Annotated in this window: 12 protein-coding genes; 10 read left to right on the top strand and 2 right to left on the bottom strand. The window is 58.6% G+C overall.

From position 1 onward, the window contains the following. Positions 1-53 precede the first annotated feature (53 nt). Genes glgB through glgP form a run of 5 tightly spaced genes read left to right on the top strand, consistent with a single transcriptional unit; the run spans position 54 to position 9,422 of the window. Positions 54-2,240: a 1,4-alpha-glucan branching enzyme gene (glgB, locus tag INF73_RS06545; protein ID WP_193540261.1), complete on the top strand. Its 2,187-nt coding sequence runs from the start codon at positions 54-56 to the stop codon at positions 2,238-2,240. Then, positions 2,237-4,210, top strand: coding sequence for a glycogen debranching protein GlgX (glgX, locus tag INF73_RS06540; protein WP_069733643.1), 1,974 nt, complete (start codon positions 2,237-2,239; stop codon positions 4,208-4,210). Before glgB ends, glgX begins: the two co-directional genes overlap by 4 nt. A 17-nt stretch (positions 4,211-4,227) precedes the next feature. Then, positions 4,228-5,523, top strand: coding sequence for a glucose-1-phosphate adenylyltransferase (gene glgC / locus INF73_RS06535; RefSeq protein ID WP_028014690.1), 1,296 nt, complete (start codon positions 4,228-4,230; stop codon positions 5,521-5,523). Continuing rightward, complete coding sequence (gene glgA, locus INF73_RS06530) at positions 5,523-6,956, top strand: glycogen synthase GlgA (RefSeq protein WP_041911898.1); 1,434 nt, start codon at positions 5,523-5,525, stop codon at positions 6,954-6,956. The genes glgC and glgA overlap by 1 nt, the downstream gene beginning before the upstream one ends. A gap of 18 nt (positions 6,957-6,974) precedes the next feature. After that, positions 6,975-9,422 (top strand): glycogen phosphorylase, encoded by a 2,448-nt coding sequence (gene glgP / locus INF73_RS06525; RefSeq protein ID WP_041911899.1) that lies wholly within the window; start codon positions 6,975-6,977, stop codon positions 9,420-9,422. An 86-nt stretch (positions 9,423-9,508) separates the two neighbouring features. On the opposite strand, the gene glpD is transcribed toward glgP, so the two are convergent. Further along, the gene (glpD, locus tag INF73_RS06520; RefSeq protein WP_028014687.1) at positions 9,509-11,017 is read right to left on the bottom strand and encodes a glycerol-3-phosphate dehydrogenase; all 1,509 of its coding nucleotides are present in this window, start codon (positions 11,015-11,017) and stop codon (positions 9,509-9,511) included. A gap of 188 nt (positions 11,018-11,205) precedes the next feature. Here glpD and glpE point away from each other — a divergent pair, with 188 nt between their 5' ends. The 3 genes from glpE to INF73_RS06505 are packed head-to-tail and all read left to right on the top strand — an operon-like array spanning position 11,206 to position 13,191. Further along, positions 11,206-11,538, top strand: coding sequence for a thiosulfate sulfurtransferase GlpE (gene glpE / locus INF73_RS06515; RefSeq protein ID WP_028014686.1), 333 nt, complete (start codon positions 11,206-11,208; stop codon positions 11,536-11,538). A 47-nt stretch (positions 11,539-11,585) separates the two neighbouring features. Beyond that, a complete protein-coding gene (gene glpG, locus INF73_RS06510) occupies positions 11,586-12,416 on the top strand; it encodes a rhomboid family intramembrane serine protease GlpG (RefSeq protein WP_045259371.1) in 831 nt (276 codons plus the stop codon). 16 nt (positions 12,417-12,432) lie between these two features. Then, positions 12,433-13,191 carry a DeoR/GlpR family transcriptional regulator gene (locus tag INF73_RS06505; protein WP_193540263.1) on the top strand — a complete coding sequence of 253 codons (759 nt, stop codon included), beginning with the start codon at positions 12,433-12,435 and terminating at the stop codon, positions 13,189-13,191. 61 nt (positions 13,192-13,252) lie between these two features. Here INF73_RS06505 and malT read toward each other — a convergent pair whose 3' ends face one another. Further along, positions 13,253-15,958, bottom strand: coding sequence for an HTH-type transcriptional regulator MalT (gene malT, locus INF73_RS06500; protein WP_193540265.1), 2,706 nt, complete (start codon positions 15,956-15,958; stop codon positions 13,253-13,255). A gap of 585 nt (positions 15,959-16,543) precedes the next feature. Between malT and malP the strand changes: the two genes are divergently transcribed. Further along, the gene (malP, locus tag INF73_RS06495) at positions 16,544-18,937 is read left to right on the top strand and encodes a maltodextrin phosphorylase (protein ID WP_192979062.1); all 2,394 of its coding nucleotides are present in this window, start codon (positions 16,544-16,546) and stop codon (positions 18,935-18,937) included. Positions 18,938-18,946: 9 nt separating this feature from the next. Next, positions 18,947-21,028, top strand: coding sequence for a 4-alpha-glucanotransferase (malQ, locus tag INF73_RS06490; RefSeq protein ID WP_069733638.1), 2,082 nt, complete (start codon positions 18,947-18,949; stop codon positions 21,026-21,028). The last annotated feature ends 59 nt before the right edge of the window (positions 21,029-21,087 follow it).

Raw genomic sequence — 21,087 nt, 5'->3', positions numbered from 1 at the left:
AAGTCGTCCCGGAGCGCGTAAAAAGGGCGACATAAAAAAACAGGATGAATACCATGTCCGATCGTATTTCGAGAGACGTGATTAATGCGCTTATTGCGGGTCATTTTGCTGACCCCTTTTCTGTGCTAGGGATGCACCGTACAGAGGCCGGACTGGAAGTTCGGGCGCTGTTGCCGGATGCGACAGAAGTGTGGGTTATCGAACCCAAAACCGGCCGCAAGGTGGGTAATCTGGAATGCCTCGACTCGCGCGGCGTCTTCTCGGGCGTCATGCCCCGCCGTAAAAACCCCTTTCGCTATCAGCTCGCCGTTATCTGGCACGGCCAGCAAAACCTGATTGACGATCCCTACAGCTTTGGGCCGCTCTTAAAAGAGATGGATGCCTGGCTGCTGTCCGAAGGGACCCATTTACGCCCCTACGAAACGCTGGGTGCCCATGCGGATACCATGGACGGTATCACCGGCACGCGCTTTGCCGTATGGGCGCCAAACGCCCAGCGCGTCTCCGTTGTCGGGCAGTTCAACTACTGGGACGGTCGCCGCCACCCGATGCGCCTGCGCCGTGAGACGGGCATCTGGGAGCTGTTTATCCCCGGGGCGCATAACGGCCAGCTCTACAAATTTGAGATGATCGACGCGCACGGCAAGCTGCGCATTAAAGCCGACCCGTACGCCTTTGAGGCGCAGATGCGCCCGGATACCGCATCGCTGATCTGCGGCCTGCCGGAGAAGGTCGTCCAGACCGAGGAGCGCAAGCAGGCCAACCGCTTTGATGCGCCGATCTCCGTTTACGAAGTGCATCTCGGCTCCTGGCGCCGCCACACGGACAACAACTTCTGGCTCAGCTACCGGGAGCTCGCCGACCAGCTGGTGCCGTACGCCAAATGGATGGGCTTTACCCACCTCGAACTGCTGCCGGTTAACGAGCACCCATTCGACGGCAGCTGGGGCTATCAGCCCACCGGGCTGTATGCGCCCACGCGGCGCTTCGGCACGCGCGATGATTTCCGCTATTTCATTGATGCTGCGCACGCCGCCGGGCTGAACGTGATCCTCGACTGGGTGCCGGGCCATTTCCCGTCGGACGATTTTGCGCTGGCAGAGTTCGACGGCACGAAGCTGTACGAGCACAGCGACCCGCGCGAAGGCTATCACCAGGACTGGAACACGCTGATCTACAACTACGGTCGCCGTGAAGTGTCGAATTACCTGGTGGGGAATGCGCTGTACTGGATCGAACGCTTCGGCATTGATGCCCTGCGCGTGGATGCGGTGGCCTCGATGATCTACCGCGACTACAGCCGCAAAGAGGGGGAGTGGATCCCGAACGAGTATGGCGGCCGTGAAAACCTCGAAGCGATTGAATTTCTGCGCAACACCAACCGCATCATCGGCGAGCAGGTGGAAGGCGCCGTGACCATGGCGGAAGAGTCGACGGACTTTGCGGGCGTCTCCCGCCCTCCGTCATCAGGCGGCCTGGGGTTCTGGTACAAGTGGAACCTGGGCTGGATGCACGACACGCTCGATTACATGAAGCTCGACCCGGTTTATCGTCAGTATCACCACGATAAGCTCACCTTCGGGCTGCTCTACAACTACACCGAAAACTTCATGCTGCCGCTGTCGCACGATGAAGTGGTGCACGGCAAAAAATCCATTCTCGACCGCATGCCGGGCGACGCGTGGCAGAAGTTTGCCAACTTGCGCGCCTACTACGGCTGGATGTTTGCCTTCCCGGGCAAAAAGCTGCTGTTTATGGGCAATGAGTTCGCCCAGGGTCGCGAGTGGAACCACGACACCAGCCTCGACTGGCATCTGCTGGAGGGCGGCGACAACTGGCACCACGGCGTACAGCGTCTGGTGCGCGACCTGAACCTGACCTACCGCCACCACAAAGCGCTACACGAGCTGGACTTTGATCCGTACGGCTTTGAGTGGCTGGTGGTGGACGACCACGAGCGCTCGGTGTTTGTTTTTGTGCGTCGCGATAAAGCGGGCAACGAGATTATCGTCGCCAGCAACTTCACGCCGGTGCCGCGCGAACACTACCGCTTCGGCATTAACCAGCCGGGCAAATGGCGCGAGATCCTGAATACCGATTCCATGCATTACCACGGCAGTAACGCCGGTAATGGCGGGCTGGTGCAGAGCGATGCGATTGAAAGCCACGGGCGTCCAAACTCCCTGAGCCTGACGCTGCCGCCGCTTGGCACCATCTGGCTGATGCGGGAGGGAGAATGACGCAGCTTACGGCAGGTAAACCCGAACCGCTCGGCGCGAGTTTTGATGGAAAGGGGGTGAACTTCACGCTCTTTTCTGCTCACGCGGAGCGGGTGGAGCTCTGCGTGTTTGACGGGGAGGGTAACGAGCACCGTTACGATTTACCGTCCCGCACGGGAGACATCTGGCACGGTTACCTGTCCGGCGGGCGTCCGGGAATGCACTACGGTTTTCGCGTACACGGCCCGTGGGAGCCTTCTCAGGGGCACTGGTTTAACCCGGCGAAGCTGCTGATTGACCCGTGCGCGCGCCGCGTGGACGGCGAGTTTAAAGACGACCCGCTGTTCCACGTCGGCTACGGCGAACCGGACCACCGCGACAGCGCGCCCGTCGCGCCGAAAAGCGCGGTGGTGCACGATCTCTACGACTGGGAAGACGATGCCCCGCCGCGCACGCCGTGGGGTAGCACCGTCATCTATGAAGCGCACGTCAAAGGGCTGACCTACCTGCATCCGTCGATCCCCAAAGAGATGCGCGGCACCTACAAAGCGCTGGGGCATCCGACAATGGTCGCTTACCTGAAGCATTTGGGCATCACCGCGCTGGAGCTGCTTCCGGTGGCGCATTTCGCCAGCGAGCCGCGTCTTCAGCGTCTTGGGTTAAGCAACTACTGGGGCTACAACCCGCTGGCGATGTTCGCTCTCGACCCGCGCTACGCGGTGCATCCGGAGAAAGCGCGGGACGAGTTTCGCGACGCGGTGAAGGCACTCCACGCCGCGGGCATTGAGGTCATCCTGGACGTGGTGCTGAACCACAGTGCGGAAAGCGATCTTGACGGCCCGACGCTCTCACAGCGCGGAATCGATAACCGTAGCTATTATTGGATCAGGGAAGATGGCGATTACGAGAACTGGACCGGGTGCGGTAACACCCTCAACCTCAGCCATCCGGCCGTTACGCATTACGCGTACGAATGCCTGAAATACTGGGTTGAAACGTTCCACGTGGACGGTTTTCGTTTCGACCTGGCGCCGGTGATGGGGCGCACTCCAGCATTTAGCCAGCAGGCGCCGCTGTTTGAGGCGATAAAAAACTGCCCGGTGCTCTCAACGGTGAAGCTGATTGCGGAACCCTGGGACATTGGTGAAGGCGGTTATCAGGTGGGGAACTTCCCGCCGCTGTTTGCCGAGTGGAACGACCACTACCGCGATGCCATCCGCCGCTTCTGGCTGGCGCGCGATTTGTCGCTGGGCGAGTTCGCCGGACGCTTTGCCGGCTCCAGCGATCTCTTTAAGCGCGACGGAAAACGTCCGTCGGCCACCATCAACCTGGTGACGGCGCATGACGGTTTTACGCTGCGCGACTGCGTTTGTTTCAATCAGAAACACAATGAGGCCAACGGCGAAGAGAATCGCGATGGCACTAACAATAACCATAGCTTCAATCATGGTATAGAAGGGTTAGGCGGAAGTCTGGATGTGATCGAGCGGCGACGCGCCAGCGTTCATGCGCTGCTGACGACGCTTTTGCTGTCTCAGGGCACGCCGATGCTGCTGGCGGGCGACGAGCACGGCCACAGCCAGCACGGCAATAACAACGCCTATTGCCAGGACAATACCTTAACCTGGCTCGACTGGGGGGAGGCGAACAGCGGGTTGACCCATTTCACCGCGGCGCTGATCCACCTTCGCCAGCAGATCCCCGCCCTTACTGCCGACAGCTGGTGGGAAGAGGGCGACGGCAACGTTAGCTGGCTGAATAAAGACGCGCAGCCGTTGAGCGCGCAAGAGTGGCAACACGGCATCACCTGCCTGCAAATCCTGCTTTCGGATAAGTGGCTGGTGACGCTGAACGCGACGGACGACGTCGCAGAGATTGTTTTACCTGACGGGGAGTGGCGAGCTGTTCCCCCCTTTGCCGGAGCGGATAATCCGGTAGTAATGGCTGTCTGGCACGGGCCTGCGCACGGAGTGTGCGTATTCCAAAGATGATAAAAAAGGAGTTAGTCATGGTTAGATTAGAGAAGAACGATCCGTTAATGTTGGCGCGCCAGCTACCATTAAAAACCGTTGCCCTGATACTTGCGGGCGGGCGTGGTACCCGTCTGAAAGATTTGACCATCAAGCGCGCCAAGCCGGCCGTTCACTTTGGTGGTAAGTTCCGCATTATCGACTTTGCGCTCTCAAACTGCCTGAACTCGGGCATTCGCCGCATTGGCGTCATTACGCAGTATCAGTCGCACACCCTGGTGCAGCACATTCAGCGCGGCTGGTCATTCTTCAGCGAAGAGATGAACGAGTTTGTCGATCTGCTCCCAGCGCAGCAGCGCGTACACGGGGAAAACTGGTACCGCGGCACGGCGGATGCGGTGACCCAAAACCTCGACATTATTCGCCGCTACAGCGCGGAATACATCGTGATCCTCGCGGGTGACCACATCTACAAGCAGGATTACTCGCACATGCTGATCGACCACGTCGAAAAAGGGGCGCGCTGCACCGTGGCGTGTCTGCCGGTGCCCGTTGCCGAGGCGACGGCGTTTGGCGTGATGCACGTGGATGCGGACGACAAGATTATCGACTTCGTTGAAAAACCGGCGAACCCGCCAACCATGCCGGGCGATGACACCAAATCGCTCGCCAGCATGGGGATCTATGTCTTTGATGCAGATTATCTTTATGAGCTGCTCGAAGAAGACGACAAAGACGAAAGCTCCAGCCACGACTTCGGTAAAGACATCATCCCGAAAATTACCAAAGCTGGCATGGCCTATGCACATCCCTTCCCATTGTCCTGCGTGCAGTCCGACCCGAATGCGGAGCCTTACTGGCGTGATGTGGGAACCCTGGAAGCGTACTGGAAAGCCAACCTCGATCTGGCGTCCGTGACGCCTGAGCTGGATATGTACGACCAGAACTGGCCGATTCGTACCCACATGGAATCCCTGCCGCCGGCGAAGTTCGTGCAGGACCGATCCGGCAGCCACGGCATGACCCTGAACTCGCTGGTCTCCGGCGGGTGCATCATCTCCGGTTCGGTGGTGGTGCAGTCCGTGCTGTTCCCGCGCGTGCGTATAAACTCATTCTGTAATATCGATTCGGCGGTTCTGCTGCCGGATGTCTGGGTAGGGCGTTCGTGTCGTCTGCGTCGCTGCGTGATAGACCGCGCCTGCGTCATTCCAGAGGGAATGGTGATTGGTGAAAACGCGGAAGAAGATGCGCGTCGCTTCTACCGTTCTGAAGAGGGGATCGTGTTAGTCACACGGGAAATGTTGCGGAAGCTGCAGATCAAACAGGAGCGATGATGCAGGTTTTACACGTATGTTCTGAGATGTTCCCGTTGTTAAAAACGGGCGGCCTGGCGGATGTTCTTGGTGCATTACCGGCGGCGCAAATCGCCGGTGGAGTCGATACCCGCGTCCTGCTGCCCGCCTTCCCGGATATCCGGCGCGGCATACCTGATGCAAAGGTCGTGACCCGCCGTGAAACGTTTGCCGGACGCATCACCCTGCTGTTTGGGCATTACAACGGCGTAGGGATCTACCTGATCGACGCGCCGCATCTGTACGACCGTCCGGGCAGCCCGTATCACGATACCAACCTGTTCGCCTATACCGATAACGTGCTGCGCTTTGCACTGCTCGGCTGGGTGGGGGCGGAGATGGCCGTCGGGCTGGATCCGTTCTGGCGTCCGGATGTGGTCCACGCGCACGACTGGCACGCCGGGCTGACGCCAGCGTATCTGGCGGCAAAAGGGCATCCGGCAAAATCGGTGTTTACGGTGCACAACCTGGCGTATCAGGGCATGTACTATGCGCATCATATGAATGACATCGATCTGCCATGGTCGTTCTATAACATGCACGGGCTGGAGTTCAACGGGCAAATTTCGTTCCTGAAGGCCGGGCTGTACTACGCCGACCACATCACGGCGGTGAGCCCCACCTACGCGCGTGAAATTACCCAGCCGGAGTTTGGCTACGGTCTGGAAGGGCTGCTGCAGCAGCGCCATCGTGAAGGCCGCCTGTCGGGCATTCTGAACGGCGTGGATGAGCAGATCTGGAGCCCTGAAACCGATCTCCTGCTTGCCGCGCGCTATGGCCGCGACTCGGTGGAAGATAAAGCTGAAAACAAACGCCAGCTGCAAATTGCGATGGGGCTGAAGGTCAACGACAAGGTGCCGCTGTTTGCGGTGGTCAGCCGCCTGACCAGCCAGAAAGGGCTGGATCTGGTGCTGGAGGCGCTGCCCGGTTTACTGGAGCAGGGCGGACAGCTGGCGCTGCTCGGCGCGGGCGACCCGGTGCTGCAGGAAGGTTTCCTCGCCGCCGCCGCGGAACATCCGGGGCAGGTGGGCGTGCAGATTGGCTATCACGAAGCATTCTCGCACCGCATTATGGGCGGCGCGGACGTGATTCTGGTGCCGAGCCGTTTCGAACCCTGCGGCCTGACGCAGCTCTACGGTCTGAAATACGGCACGCTGCCGCTGGTGCGCCGCACGGGCGGGCTGGCGGATACGGTGTCGGATAGTTCTCTGGAAAACCTGGCGGACGGTATCGCCAGCGGGTTTGTCTTTGAAGACAGTAATGCCTGGTCGCTGCTTCGGGCGATTCGGCGTGCGTTCGTCTTGTGGTCCCGTCCATCCCTGTGGCGTTACGTTCAGCGTCAGGCGATGTCCATGGACTTTAGCTGGCACGTTGCGGCGCAGTCGTACCGCGACCTTTATCAACGCTTGATGTAACGAGGCGAAGTTACTGATATGAACGCTCCATTTAGCTACTCTTCCCCCACGCTCAGCGTTGAGGCGTTAAAGCACTCCATCGCCTACAAGCTGATGTTTACCATCGGGAAAGATCCGGTCATCGCCAACAAGCACGAGTGGCTTAACGCCACCCTGTTTGCGGTGCGTGACCGCATGGTCGAACGCTGGCTGCGCTCTAACCGCGCCCAGCTTTCGCAGGAGACGCGGCAGGTTTACTACCTGTCGATGGAATTTTTGATTGGCCGCACCCTCTCCAACGCGCTGCTGTCGCTCGGTATCTACGACGACGTCAAAACCGCGCTGGAAGAGATGGGGCTGGATTTAGAAGAGCTGATTGACGAAGAGAACGACCCGGGGCTGGGTAACGGCGGTCTCGGGCGTCTTGCCGCCTGCTTCCTAGACTCGCTGGCAACGCTGGCGCTGCCGGGGCGCGGCTACGGTATTCGCTACGACTACGGCATGTTCAAGCAGAACATCGTTGACGGCCGCCAGAAAGAGTCCCCGGACTACTGGCTGGAATACGGCAACCCGTGGGAGTTCAAGCGCCACAACACGCGCTACAAGGTGCGCTTTGGCGGACGCATACAGCAGGAAGGGAAAAAGTCCCGCTGGGTGGAAACCGAAGAGATCCTCGCCGTGGCCTATGATCAGATCATCCCCGGCTATGACACCGATGCGACCAATACGCTGCGCCTGTGGAACGCCCAGGCGAGTAGCGAAATCAACCTCGGTAAATTTAACCAGGGCGACTACTTTGCGGCGGTGGAAGATAAAAACCACTCCGAGAACGTCTCCCGCGTGCTGTACCCGGATGACTCAACCTACTCCGGGCGCGAGCTGCGCCTGCGTCAGGAGTATTTCCTCGTCTCCGCGACGATTCAGGACATCCTCAGCCGCCACCATCAGCTGCACAAAACCTACGCCAACCTGGCGGAGAAAACCGCGATTCACCTTAACGACACCCATCCGGTGCTCTCCATTCCCGAGCTGATGCGCCTGCTGATCGACGAGCACAAGTTCAGCTGGGACGACGCGTTTGAGGTGACGTGCCAGGTGTTCTCCTACACCAATCACACCCTGATGAGCGAAGCGCTGGAGACCTGGCCGGTGGACATGCTCGGCAAAATTCTGCCGCGCCACCTGCAAATCATCTTCGAGATCAACGACTACTTCCTCAAGACGCTGCAGGAGCAGTACCCGAACGATACCGGGCTGCTGAGCCGTGCCTCGATCATTGATGAATCCAACGGTCGTCGCGTGCGCATGGCCTGGCTGGCGGTTGTCATCAGCCACAAGGTCAACGGGGTGTCCGAGCTGCACTCGAACCTGATGGTGCAGTCCCTGTTTGCGGACTTCGCGAAGATCTTCCCGACGCGCTTCTGCAACGTCACCAACGGCGTTACGCCGCGCCGCTGGCTGGCGCTGGCCAACCAGCCGCTCTCTGACGTGCTGGATGAGAATATCGGACGCACCTGGCGCACCGATTTGAGCCAGCTGAGCGAGCTTAAGCAGCATATTGATTTCCCGACGGTGAACAAGGCCGTGCGGGAAGCCAAGCTGCTGAACAAGAAACGTCTGGCGGTCTGGCTGGCGATGCACCTCAACGTGGTCGCAAACCCGAAAGCGCTGTTTGACGTGCAGATCAAGCGCATCCACGAGTACAAGCGTCAGCTGATGAACGTGCTGCACGTGATCACCCACTACAACCGCATTAAGGCCGATCCAACCGCAGAGTGGGTGCCGCGCGTGAAGATCTTCGCCGGTAAGGCGGCTTCCGCCTACTACATGGCGAAGCACATTATTCACCTGATCAACGACGTGGCGAAGGTGGTGAACCAGGATCCGGAGATTGGCGACAAGCTGAAGGTGGTATTCATCCCGAACTACAGCGTCAGCCTGGCGCAGCTGATCATCCCGGCGGCAGATCTCTCCGAGCAGATCTCCACGGCGGGAACGGAAGCGTCCGGCACCAGCAACATGAAGTTTGCCCTCAACGGCGCGCTGACCATCGGCACCCTGGACGGGGCGAACGTCGAGATGCTGGAGCACGTAGGAGAAGAGAATATCTTTATCTTCGGCAATACCACCGAAGAAGTGGAGGCGCTGCGCAGGAAAGGCTATTCCCCGCGTGAGTTCTATGAAGGGGATGAAGAGCTACGTCAGGTCCTGACGCAGATTGCGACCGGTGTGTTCAGCCCCGACGAGCCGGGCCGCTATCGCGATCTGGTGGATTCGCTGATTAACTTTGGCGACCACTATCAGGTGCTGGCGGATTATCGCAGCTACGTGGACTGCCAGGATAAAGTGGACGAACTGTACCGTCAGCAGGAGAAGTGGACCAGCGCGGCGATGCACAACATCGCCAACATGGGGTATTTCTCGTCTGACAGGACCATCAAGGAGTATGCCGAGAATATCTGGCATATTGATCCGGTGCGGTTGTAAAAACAAAGCCCGGTGGCGCTGCGCTTACCGGGCCTACGGGTTCGAGTAGGCCGGGTAAGGCGGAGCCGCCACCCGGCTTTTTTCATTTACGACGCCAATGATAATTCACGCTTCCCCGCATGCTGCTGCAGCCACTGCGCCACGCGAGACTGCTGCTCGGCGTTAAGCCACATCCCTTCTTTGGTACGACGCCAGATGGCATCTTCAAGGCGGCGAACCCACTCGTGCTCAACCAGGTAGCGCAGCTCGGCCTCGTACAGCTCGTGGCCGAAATGTTCACCCAGATCGGCAAGCGATTTCGCGTCGCCCAGGAACAGCTCGGTATTGCTGCCGTAGGTGCGGGCGTAGTGGCGCGCCATCCCTTCGGTAATGAACGGGAAGCGACGACGCAGCTTCGCGGCGTAATCGTCGCGGTTTCCGCCAATGTCTCCGCCGGGCAGCAATGCCTCTTTGGTCCACGCCGGGCCAATACCTTTGTAGTACGGCGCCAGTTTTTCCAGCGCGTGCTCGGCCAGCTTGCGGTAGGTAGTCAGCTTGCCGCCAAACACCGACAGCAGCGGTGCCTGACCGTCTACGTCGTGGATATCAAGCGTGTAGTCGCGGGTGATGGCCTGCGGTGAGTCAGACTCGTCATCGCACAGCGGACGCACGCCAGAGTAGGTCCAGACCACGTCGTCGCGCGACAGCTGTTTCTTGAAGTGCGCGTTATACACTTTCAACAGGTAGTTCACTTCGCTCTCGTCGATCTCGACGTTCTTCGGATCGCCCTTGTACTCCACGTCGGTGGTGCCGATGATGGAGAATTCGTCCATCCACGGGATCACAAACACGATGCGTTTGTCTTCGTTCTGCAGAATGTAGGCCTGCTTCTGGGTATGTACGCGCGGCACCACAATGTGGCTGCCTTTGATCAGGCGGATGCCGTACGGCGAAGGCAGGTGCATGCCGTCGTCGAAGAACTGCTTCACCCACGGGCCGGTGGCGTTCACCAGGCCGCGTGCTTTCCAGCTGAACTTCTCGCCGGTATCCACGTCTTCTGCTTCCACAATCCACAGGCCGTTTTCACGACGGGCGGCGGTCGCGCGGGTCCGGGTTTTCACCTCGCCGCCTTTCTTCTCGACCATCTGCGCATTCGCCAGCACCAGACGCGCATCGTCAACCCAGCAGTCTGAATATTCGAAACCGCGCACGATTTCCGGCTTAAGGACCGATTCTGAGCCAAAACGCAAACCGTTCGAACCCGGCAGGCTGGTGCGTTTGCCCAGATGATCGTACATAAACAGGCCGATGCGGATCATCCACGCCGGACGCAGGTGCGGGCGGTGCGGCAGGCGGAAGCGCATCGGGATCGCCAGATGCGGGGCCATTTTCAGCAGCACTTCGCGTTCGGCCAGCGCTTCGCTGACCAGGCGGAATTCGTAGTGTTCCAGGTAGCGCAGGCCACCGTGGATCAGCTTGGAGCTGGCGGACGACGTCGCGCAGGCGAGATCGTTAGCTTCCAGCATCAGCACGGATAAACCGCGTCCTGCGGCATCAACCGCAATACCGGCACCGTTGATGCCACCGCCTATCACAATCAGATCTTTGGTTTCCATAACACCCTCATGCACTTTCGTTAAAGCTCAAAAATGTTCGATATCGCTCATAATAGCAAAGGAACGCGCTTTTGGTAACATCAAAAAAACAATTTAGAGTGATATGGATAACATAATGGCGTTTACCCGCCGCCAGGACGTACACTACGGGGTAAAATCTTGTCGTTGACCACTGTAAAGAGAACACCATGGATCAGTTTGAATGTATTAACGTAGAAGAAGCCCACCAGAAGATGCACCAGGGAAAAGCGGTGCTGGTGGACATCCGCGACCCGCAGAGTTTTGCCATGGGCCACACGCCGGGCGCGTTTCATCTGACCAACGACACGCTGGGCGCGTTTATGCGCGATAACGACTTCGAAACGCCCGTTATGGTCATGTGCTACCACGGCAATAGCAGCAAAGGCGCGGCGCAGTATCTGATTCAGCAAGGCTATGACGCGGTATACAGCGTCGACGGCGGCTTTGATGCCTGGCATCGTCATTTCCCGGCAGAAGTGGAATACGCGTTTGAGCGCTAATCCCGCTATACTGTCCCCTTTTGTGTGGAAATAAGCGACCGCTGCCCATGTTGATGATCACCTCTTTTACCAACCCGCGCGTCGCCCAGGCGTTTGTCGACTATATGGCGACGCAGGGCGTTATTCTGACCATTCAGCAACATACTCAGACCGACGTCTGGCTGGCCGATGAGAGCCAGGCAGGGCGGGTCAACGAGGAGCTGGCGCGTTTCCTTGAGAACCCCGGCGACCCGCGCTATCTGGCGGCCAGCTGGCAATCCGGGCAGACCGGCAGCGGACTGCATTACAGCCGCTTTCCCTTCCTTGCCACGATACGCGAGCGCGCAGGCCCGTTTACGCTGCTGCTGATGGCAGCCTGCATTATCGTCTTCATTATTATGAACGTGGTGGGCGACCAGAGCGTGATGATCGCGCTGGCGTGGCCGTATGATCCGTCGCTGGATTTTGACGTCTGGCGCTACTTTACCCACGCGCTGATGCATTTCTCGGTGATGCATATCCTCTTTAACCTGCTGTGGTGGTGGTATCTCGGCGGTATCGTTGAAAAGCGGCTCGGCAGCGGCAAGCTGATTGTCATCACCGTAATCAGCGCCCTGTTGAGCGGCTATGTACAGCATAAATTCAGCGGCCCGTGGTTCGGCGGGCTGTCGGGTGTCGTCTACGCTTTGATGGGCTACGTCTGGCTTCGCGGGGAGCGCGACCCGGAAAGCGGCATCTATTTACAACGCGGATTAATAGCCTTTGCGTTAATATGGCTAATTGCCGGATGGTTTGATCTGTTTGGTATGTCTATCGCCAATGGTGCGCACGTCACCGGCCTCGCCGTCGGTCTTGCAATGGCGCTTGCCGACACGCTCCATGCGCGAAAACGAACATAATTCTCAGGGATAATTGATGAAACAAACACAACGTCATGACGCCATTATCGAACTGGTCAAAAAACAGGGATACGTCAGCACCGAAGAGCTGGTGGAGCAGTTTGCCGTCAGCCCGCAAACCATCCGTCGTGACCTGAACGATCTGGCCGATCAGAACCGTATTTTGCGCCACCACGGCGGCGCGGCGATGCCGTCCAGCTCGGTCAACACCTCCTGGCACGACCGTAAAGCCACGCAGACGGCAGAGAAAGAGCGCATTGCGCGTAAAGTGGCGAGCCAAATCCCGAACGGTGCGACGCTGTTTATTGATATCGGCACCACGCCGGAAGCGGTCGCTCATGCGCTGCTGGATCACGAGAACCTGCGCGTGGTGACCAACAACCTGAACGTCGCCAACACGTTGATGCAGAAAGATGATTTCCGCATCATCCTCGCGGGCGGCGAACTGCGCAGCCGCGACGGCGGGATTATCGGCGAAGCGACGCTCGACTTTATCTCTCAGTTCCGCCTCGACTTCGGCATTCTGGGGATCAGCGGCATCGACACCGACGGCTCGCTGCTGGAGTTTGATTATCACGAGGTGCGCACCAAGCGCGCGATTATTGAGAACTCGCGCCACGTGATGCTGGTGGTGGATCACTCGAAGTTTGGCCGTAACGCGATGGTGAACATGGGCAGCATCAGCATGGTGGATGCGGTCTATACCGACGTGATGCCGCCAGCGGGCGTGATGCAGGTGATTAAGGATAATAATTTGCAGTTAGAGTTGTGTTGAAAAGCCGTTCTCCCTCTCCCTGTGGGAGAGGGCCGGGGTGAGGGCATCATGCCGCACAAAACTAAACTCCGTACCCCATCATCTTCAACAGCTGCTGCGCATGCTGTACCGCGTCCTGACGGTGCGCCACGCCCAGCTTCTGATACAGATTGCGAATGTGCGTTTTGATGGTGGTTGCCGCCACCGCCAGCTCACCGGCAATCTGCTCGTTGCTATAGCCTGAATAGATCAGCCCCAGCACCTGCCATTCGCGCTGGGTGAGCGGGCTGGTGCGAATAAGCTCCGGCACTTCCGGGTGGTTCAGCAGGCGTTCAACAAAGTTCTCGTCGAAATGCGCAAACTTGTGGCGATGATGCTGATTAATTTCGCGCAGAATGCGCTGGGCGCGATGCTGATCCAGCTCCGGCAGCGTGTTGAGCTGAATCAGCTGGCGCAGCTGCTGCGCCATCACTTCACCTTCAATCACGAAGTGGCTAATAAACCCGGTGCGGTTCGCCAGCTGCAAGGCTTCCAGCAGCACGCGCTGGGCGTCGTTTTTGCGCCCAGCCTGCCAGTAAAGTTGGTTTAACAGCAGCAGGTTGCGGTTCAGGTCGCTCATCAGACGCAGGCTGCGGGCGTTTTCGTTTAACTCTTCCAGCACAATTTCGGCAGGCTCAAAGTCGCCCAGCAGGATCTGCACGCGGGCGATGTTGCGCCACTGGCTTTGCAGGAAGTGGTTATTGGCAAATTCCGGTTTAGGCGTCTGGCGCAGCCAGTTGGCGGCGGATTTTTTGTCCCCCGTCATCTGCCAGTAAATCACCCGAACCTTGTCGGCGTTCGATACCCAGTCGCTGTGGTACTGACCGTTGCCGAGCAGGTTTTCCAGACGGTTAAGGTGATTGCGGGCGTTATCCAGATCGCCACGCGCCAGCGAGCACTGCACCAGCAGGGCCAGACACTGCAATTGCTGCTGAGGCTGGAAGCCAGAGAGCACGTTCACACCCTGACGGGCGCAGCTTTCTGCTTCATCCAGACGCGACCATGCCCACAGCAGTTGAGCGCGAATACGCAACAGGAACTCGTGCATCGGCAGCTGTTCCAGGTGCTGTTCACGAATCAGCTGGAACGCTTTTTCCTGATTTTCCCAGGCGGCCTGCAGGAACCCCTGTGCGAATAAAATCTCGCTTTGCTGAATCAGGCTCCACAGGGCGTAGTGCCACACATCATGGCGGCGCGCCATCTGCTCGGTTTGCTGCATCAGCGAAAGGGAGCGCGTCAGTTCGCCCTTGCAGTGCAGCACTTCGCCGTGCACCGAGGTAGCCACAATCCGGCTGTAGAAATTCGCCAGCGGCAGTTCATCCAGCGCGACCATCGCCAGCCGTTCCGCTTCATCCGCATCGCCGTCGTTAATCGCGACCTGCGCCCGCAGGGCGTTAAATTCGCCGTGCAGGGTGATATCCATTTCGCTTTCCATCTCCTGCTCGGCGCGCGCCAGCAGGGTATTCACTTCGCTGTAGCGGTGCTGGCTCTGCATCAGCCAGGCCTGGAGCAGCACCAGGCGCGGGTTCTCCAGCAGGCTCTCCCACGGCAGGGCTTTCAACGACTCTTCCAGCAGCGTCAGTTCGCTGTGGTTAAACAGCCCCCACGCGTGGTTAAGCAGGATATCGCGCAGCATGCTGGCGTCACCGGCGGCAAGCGCGTGGTGAATGGCCTCGCTCGGGAAGCCTTGCGCCATCCAGCTTTCGGCGGCGGCGCGGTGGATTTCCGGCAATTCCGTTGCCAGCTCCCACTGGCAGCGCTGGCGCAGGAAGCTGCCAAACAGCGGGTGATAGCTGAACCACTCGCCGGGGTCGTCCATGCGCGTCAGGAACAGGCCCTGACGTTCAATCTCTTCCAGCTGCAGTTGACCGTTCTCACAGCCTGTTACGCGCACAATCAGCGCGTCGTTCATGGAGCGCAGCAGGGAGCTTTTCAGCAGGAAATTGCGGGTGGAGGGATCGACGCTGTTCAGCACCTCATCCACCAGGTAATCCGAAAGATGGCTGGCGTTGATGCCGGCCAGACGGCGCGCAGACTGGTGCGTCGGGCTGTTGTTTTGCCGGGCAGAAAGGGCAATCAGCTGTAGCGCCGTGGCCCAGCCTGCGACATCATCACACAAGCGGCTGCTTTCGGAGGCCTCAATGGGTGAGGTCAGGCGGCAGTCAAAGAACTGTTTCGCTTCCTGGTGGGTAAAGGCCAGCTGCTGGCTGCCCACTTCCAGAAGCTGATCGCGCACGCGCAGGTTGGCAATACCGAGCTGCGGCAGGTTGCGTGACAGCACGACCAGGGTCAGGTTTTCCGGCTGGTGGCGCAGGAAGAAGCGCATCGACTCATGGATAACCGGGTTCGTGATCAGATGATAGTCATCAATCACCACGTACAGCGGGCGATGCCATTCGGCCAGTTCGATAAACAGCTGAGAGAAAAGGGAGGACAGACTGGCGTACTGGCGCTTTTGCACCATTGCCTCGCTGGCGACGCAGTGTCCGTTGGTTGCCTGTTGAATAGCGGCAATCAGATAGCTGGCAAAACGCTCTTGCTGGTTATCGCCCTCGTCGAGGGAGTACCAGCCAAGATCGCCCTTACCTGCGGCCCATTGTGAAATGAGCGTTGTTTTTCCATAACCTGCAGGGCTCGTAACCAGCGCCAGTCGGAAATTATGCGCGCCGGAAAGTTTAGCCAGCAGACGCTCGCGGACCACTGTATGGTCAAGACGAACCGGGCGACTTAATTTTGACGGAATCAACATAGGTTTCACTTCACTGTGGGGAACGAGAGAATTTATTTTTTTTGCGCTTCGTAATTAATAGCTATAAGGTCGGTCAGAAAGAGAACTATTGCAAGTTATGTCTGGCATTTGTGGCTCTGAATTTGCACTCTGTCACAAAACATTCCGGCCAGTACTGGAACTTTTTTGAAAAGGCTTTGATGCCGCGTCAATGCTGGCTTGTATGGATGTCACGAGGCTGGGCTGAAACTGGTTTCAGAAAGGTATAATGACGTCGAATTTAATAAACTTCGGGTAAAGTTGAGTGAGATTAATAATCTCCTTAGGCAGAACCCGATTGCTGAAATATTATTCTCCGTAAGCAATCATTTCCGCGTGGATTAATTTCATCCAAAACCGCATTTCATTTCTTTGACATTCTCCCCGGTTACTTTTTTATCTTCCGGGCACACTCCAGCTATGCTCTCAGAGTGGCCTCGATCACACTTTTACGCTCATCCCCGCTACTCCTCCCTGTCTAATCCCCCACGGGAGGAGGAAGAGGTGAAATGAGCCAGGCACACTAGCGCCAACTTGTGTTTTCTTTCTAAAGGATGCCGATCCCCTATGTCACAGCCTACCTTCAACAAAGCTCAATTCCAGGCTGCCCTGACGCGTCAGTGGCAGCGTTTTGGCCTTCATGCCGCAAACGAGATGACGCCTCACCAGTGGTGGCAGGCGGTGAGCGGGGCGCTCGCAGAGCAGCTGGATGCTCAGCCCGTGGCGAAGCCCGTCAAAGGCCAGCGTCACGTTAACTATATCTCGATGGAGTTCCTGATTGGCCGCCTGACCGGCAACAACCTGCTGAACCTCGGCTGGTATCAGGAGGTGGGTGATGTGCTGAAAGAGCACGACATTAACCTGACCGACCTGCTGGAAGAAGAGATCGACCCGGCGCTGGGCAACGGCGGACTGGGGCGTCTGGCGGCCTGTTTCCTTGACTCTATGGCAACGGTCGGCCAGTCGGCGATTGGCTATGGCCTGAACTACCAGTACGGCCTGTTCCGTCAGTCGTTTGCCGACGGCCACCAGATGGAAGCGCCGGACGACTGGCATCGCAATACCTACCCGTGGTTCCGCCACAACGCGCAGCTGGACGTGCAGGTCGGCATCGGCGGGAAAGTGACGAAGCAGGGGCTCTGGGAACCGGCGTTCACTATTACCGGCGAAGCCTGGGACCTGCCGGTGCTCGGCTACCGTAACGGCGTGGCGCAGCCGCTGCGTCTGTGGCAGGCGAAGCACGCGCATCCGTTCAACCTGACCAAATTCAACGACGGCGATTTCCTGCGCGCTGAGCAGCAGGGGATCGACGCCGAGAAGCTGACGAAAGTGCTCTATCCGAACGACAACCATCTGGCGGGCAAAAAGCTGCGCCTGATGCAGCAGTACTTCCAGTGCGCCTGCTCCGTGGCGGATATTCTGCGTCGCCATCACCTGGCGGGCCGCAAGCTGGCGGAACTGCCGGACTTCGAAGTCATTCAGCTTAACGATACGCACCCGACTATTGCCATCCCGGAACTGCTGCGCGTGCTGATTGACGAGCATCAGCTGAGCTGGGACGACGCCTGGGCCATCACCAGCCGCACCTTCGCCTATACCAACCACACCCTGATGCCGGAAGCGCTGGAGTGCTGGGATGAGAAGCTGGTGAAAACGCTGCTGCCGCGCCACATGCAGATCATCAACAAGATTAACGACCAGTTCAAAACGCTGGTGGAGAAAACCTGGCCGGGCGACAAAGCCGTCTGGGCGAAGCTGGCGGTGGTGCACGACAAACAGGTGCGTATGGCGAACATGTGCGTGGTGAGCGGCTTTGCCGTGAACGGCGTGGCGGCGCTGCACTCCGATCTGGTGGTGAAAGATCTGTTCCCGGAATATCACCAGCTGTGGCCGACCAAATTCCACAACGTGACCAACGGCATTACGCCGCGTCGCTGGATCAAGCAGTGCAATCCGCTGCTGGCCGGCCTGCTGGATAAGACCCTGAAGAAAGAGTGGGCCAACGATCTGGACCAGCTGATTAACCTGGAAAAATACGCCGACGACGCGAAATTCCGCGAGCAGTACCGCGCGATCAAGCTGGAGAACAAGGTTCGCCTGGCGGAGTTTGTGAAAATGCGTACCGGGATTGAGATCAACCCGAACGCGATTTTCGATATCCAGATCAAACGCCTGCACGAGTACAAGCGTCAGCACCTGAACCTGCTGCACATTCTGGCGCTGTACAAAGAGATCCGCGAGAACCCGCAGGCCGACCGCGTGCCGCGCGTGTTCCTGTTCGGGGCGAAAGCGGCGCCGGGCTACTACCTGGCGAAAAACATTATCCTCGCCATCAATAAAGTGGCGGCGGCGATCAACAGCGATCCGAAAGTGGGCGACAAGCTGAAGGTCGTGTTCCTGCCGGATTACTGCGTCTCGGCGGCGGAAATGCTGATCCCGGCGGCGGATATCTCCGAGCAGATCTCGACCGCAGGGAAAGAAGCGTCCGGTACCGGCAACATGAAGCTGGCGCTCAACGGCGCGCTGACCGTCGGCACGCTGGACGGTGCGAACGTCGAAATCGCCGAGAAGGTCGGTGAAGAGAACATCTTTATCTTCGGCCATACTGTTGAAGAAGTGAAAGCCATCAAGGCCAAAGGCTACGACCCGGTGAAATGGCGTAAAAAAGACAAAGTGCTGGATGCGGTGCTGAAGGAGCTGGAAAGCGGCAAATACAGCGATGGCGACAAGCACGCGTTTGACCAGATGCTGCACAGCATGGACAAACACGGCGGCGACCCGTACCTGGTGATGGCGGACTTCACGGCCTACGTTGAAGCGCAGAAACAGGTCGACGTGCTGTACCGCGACCAGGAGGCGTGGACCCGGGCGTGCATTCTGAACACCGCGCGCTGCGGCATGTTCAGCTCTGACCGCTCAATCCGTGATTATCAGGCCCGTATCTGGCAGGCAAAACGCTAAGGAAGCGCGATGGAGAGTAAACGTCTGGACAGTGCCGCGCAGGCGGCGGGAATTAGCCTCAGTTACATCAATGCGCACGGCAAACCGCAGTCTATTGGTGCGGACACCAAAAGACGTTTGCTGGATGCCATGCACAAAACCGACGCGAACGCGTCGGCTGCTCCGGTGCCAAACGTGAAGGTCTTTACCGCAGGCAAAAAGATGCCGCTGGCGGTGGAGGGGCGCGGCGAGTATAGCTGGCTGCTCACCACCGAAGAGGGGCATCAGCATAAAGGCCACGCCACCGGCGGCAAAACGTTAAACCTTCCGGCAAAGCTGCCGGAGGGCTATCACAGCCTGACGCTCACCCAGGACGAACAGCGTTTTCACTGCCGGGTGATCGTCGCGCCAAAACGCTGCTATGAGCCGCAGGCATTGCTCGAAGGCAAAAAACTGTGGGGCGCCTGCGTGCAGCTCTATACGCTGCGTTCCGACAGCAACTGGGGGATCGGCGATTTTGGCGATCTGAAAAAGATGCTGGCATCTGTTGGTGAGCGCGGCGGCGCGTTTATCGGCCTCAACCCGATCCACGCGCTCTATCCGGCCAACCCGGAAAGCGCGAGCCCGTACAGCCCGTCTTCCCGACGCTGGCTGAACGTGATTTACATCGACGTTAACGCGTTAGACGATTTCAAAAACAGCAAAGAGGCGCAGGCGTGGTGGAAGCTTGAGACCACCCAGCAGCTGCTGAAGCAGGCCCGCGATGCGGACTGGGTAGATTATGCCTCCGTGACCGCGCTGAAAATGGCGGCTCTGCGCCTGGCGTGGAAAGGCTTTGCGAAGCGCGACGACGAGCAGATGGCGGCCTTCCGCCAGTTCGTGATGCAGGAAGGTGAAAGCCTCTACTGGCAGGCGGCATTTGATGCGCTGCACGCGTATCAGGTGAAAGAGGACGAAATGCGCTGGGGCTGGCCGGTCTGGCCGGAAGCGTATCAGACCGTGGATACCCCTGAAGTCAAAGCCTTCTGTAAAAATCATGCCGACGAGGTGGACTTCTACCTGTGGCTGCAGTGGCTGGCGTACAGCCAGTTTGCCGCCTGCTGGCAGGTGAGCCAGGGCTATAAAATGCCGATCGGCCTGTATCGCGATCTGGCCGTGGGCGTGGCGGAAGGCGGCGCGGAAACCTGGTGTGACCGTGAGCTTTACTGCCTGAAAGCATCCGTCGGCGCGCCGCCGGATATCCTCGGCCCGCTCGGTCAGAACTGGGGCCTGCCGCCGATGGATCCGCACGTGATGGCGGCGCGCGCCTACGAGCCGTTTATCGACCTGCTGCGCGCGAACATGCAGAACTGCGGGGCGCTGCGCATTGACCACGTGATGTCCGTGCTGCGCCTGTGGTGGATCCCGTACGGTGAAACGGCCGATCACGGGGCGTACGTGCAGTATCCGGTGGACGATCTGCTGTCGATCCTGGCCCTGGAGAGTAAACGTCATCAGTGCATGGTGATCGGTGAAGATCTCGGTACCGTACCGGTGGAAATTGTCAGCAAGCTCCGCGACAGCGGGGTTTATTCCTACAAAGTGCTCTATTTTGAAAACGACCATGAGAAAACCTTCCGCGCGCCGAAAGCGTACCCTGAACAGTCAATGGCAGTCGCGACGACGCATGATCTTCCTACGCTCAGAGGCTACTGGGAAAGCGGCGATCTGACCCTCGGCAAAACGCTGGGCCTCTATCCAGATGAAGAGGTTCTGCGCGGGCTGTATCAGGACCGCGAGCTGGCGAAGCAGGGGCTGCTGGACGCGCTGCACAAGCATGGCTGTCTGCCCAAGCGTGCCGGACATAAGGCGTCGCTGATGGCAATGACCCCAACACTCAACCGTGGCCTGCAACGCTATATTGCCGACAGCAACAGCGCTTTGCTCGGCCTGCAGCCGGAAGACTGGATTGATATGGCGGAGCCGGTGAACGTTCCGGGCACCAGCTATCAGTACAAGAACTGGCGCCGCAAGCTGTCCACAACGCTTGAGACGATGTTTGCCGATGACGGGGTGAACAGGCTGATTAAAGATTTGGATAAGCGCAGAAGGGCGGTGGGTAAGAAGTCGTAATTTGCCCCTCACCCTAGCCCTCTCCCCAAAGGGGAGAGGGAACCGATCGAGCAGGAGAG

The organism is Enterobacter cloacae complex sp. P6RS (assembly GCF_014982245.1).
GTDB lineage: Bacteria > Pseudomonadota > Gammaproteobacteria > Enterobacterales > Enterobacteriaceae > Enterobacter > Enterobacter bugandensis.
The sequence above is the reverse complement of the archived record's forward strand: the minus strand, read 5'-3'. Positions and strand labels throughout refer to the sequence as shown.

What these genes read in the sequence shown, in the direction of transcription:
- glpE (WP_028014686.1), top strand. Translation starts at nt 11,206, where the DNA reads ATGGATCAGTTTGAATGTATTAACGTAGAAGAAGCCCACCAGAAGATG.
- glgP (WP_041911899.1), top strand. Translation starts at nt 6,975, where the DNA reads ATGAACGCTCCATTTAGCTACTCTTCCCCCACGCTCAGCGTTGAGGCG.
- malT (WP_193540265.1), bottom strand. Translation starts at nt 15,958, where the DNA reads ATGTTGATTCCGTCAAAATTAAGTCGCCCGGTTCGTCTTGACCATACA.
- glgA (WP_041911898.1), top strand. Translation starts at nt 5,523, where the DNA reads ATGCAGGTTTTACACGTATGTTCTGAGATGTTCCCGTTGTTAAAAACG.
- glpG (WP_045259371.1), top strand. Translation starts at nt 11,586, where the DNA reads ATGTTGATGATCACCTCTTTTACCAACCCGCGCGTCGCCCAGGCGTTT.
- glgB (WP_193540261.1), top strand. Translation starts at nt 54, where the DNA reads ATGTCCGATCGTATTTCGAGAGACGTGATTAATGCGCTTATTGCGGGT.
- malQ (WP_069733638.1), top strand. Translation starts at nt 18,947, where the DNA reads ATGGAGAGTAAACGTCTGGACAGTGCCGCGCAGGCGGCGGGAATTAGC.
- glgX (WP_069733643.1), top strand. Translation starts at nt 2,237, where the DNA reads ATGACGCAGCTTACGGCAGGTAAACCCGAACCGCTCGGCGCGAGTTTT.
- glgC (WP_028014690.1), top strand. Translation starts at nt 4,228, where the DNA reads ATGGTTAGATTAGAGAAGAACGATCCGTTAATGTTGGCGCGCCAGCTA.
- glpD (WP_028014687.1), bottom strand. Translation starts at nt 11,017, where the DNA reads ATGGAAACCAAAGATCTGATTGTGATAGGCGGTGGCATCAACGGTGCC.
- malP (WP_192979062.1), top strand. Translation starts at nt 16,544, where the DNA reads ATGTCACAGCCTACCTTCAACAAAGCTCAATTCCAGGCTGCCCTGACG.
- INF73_RS06505 (WP_193540263.1), top strand. Translation starts at nt 12,433, where the DNA reads ATGAAACAAACACAACGTCATGACGCCATTATCGAACTGGTCAAAAAA.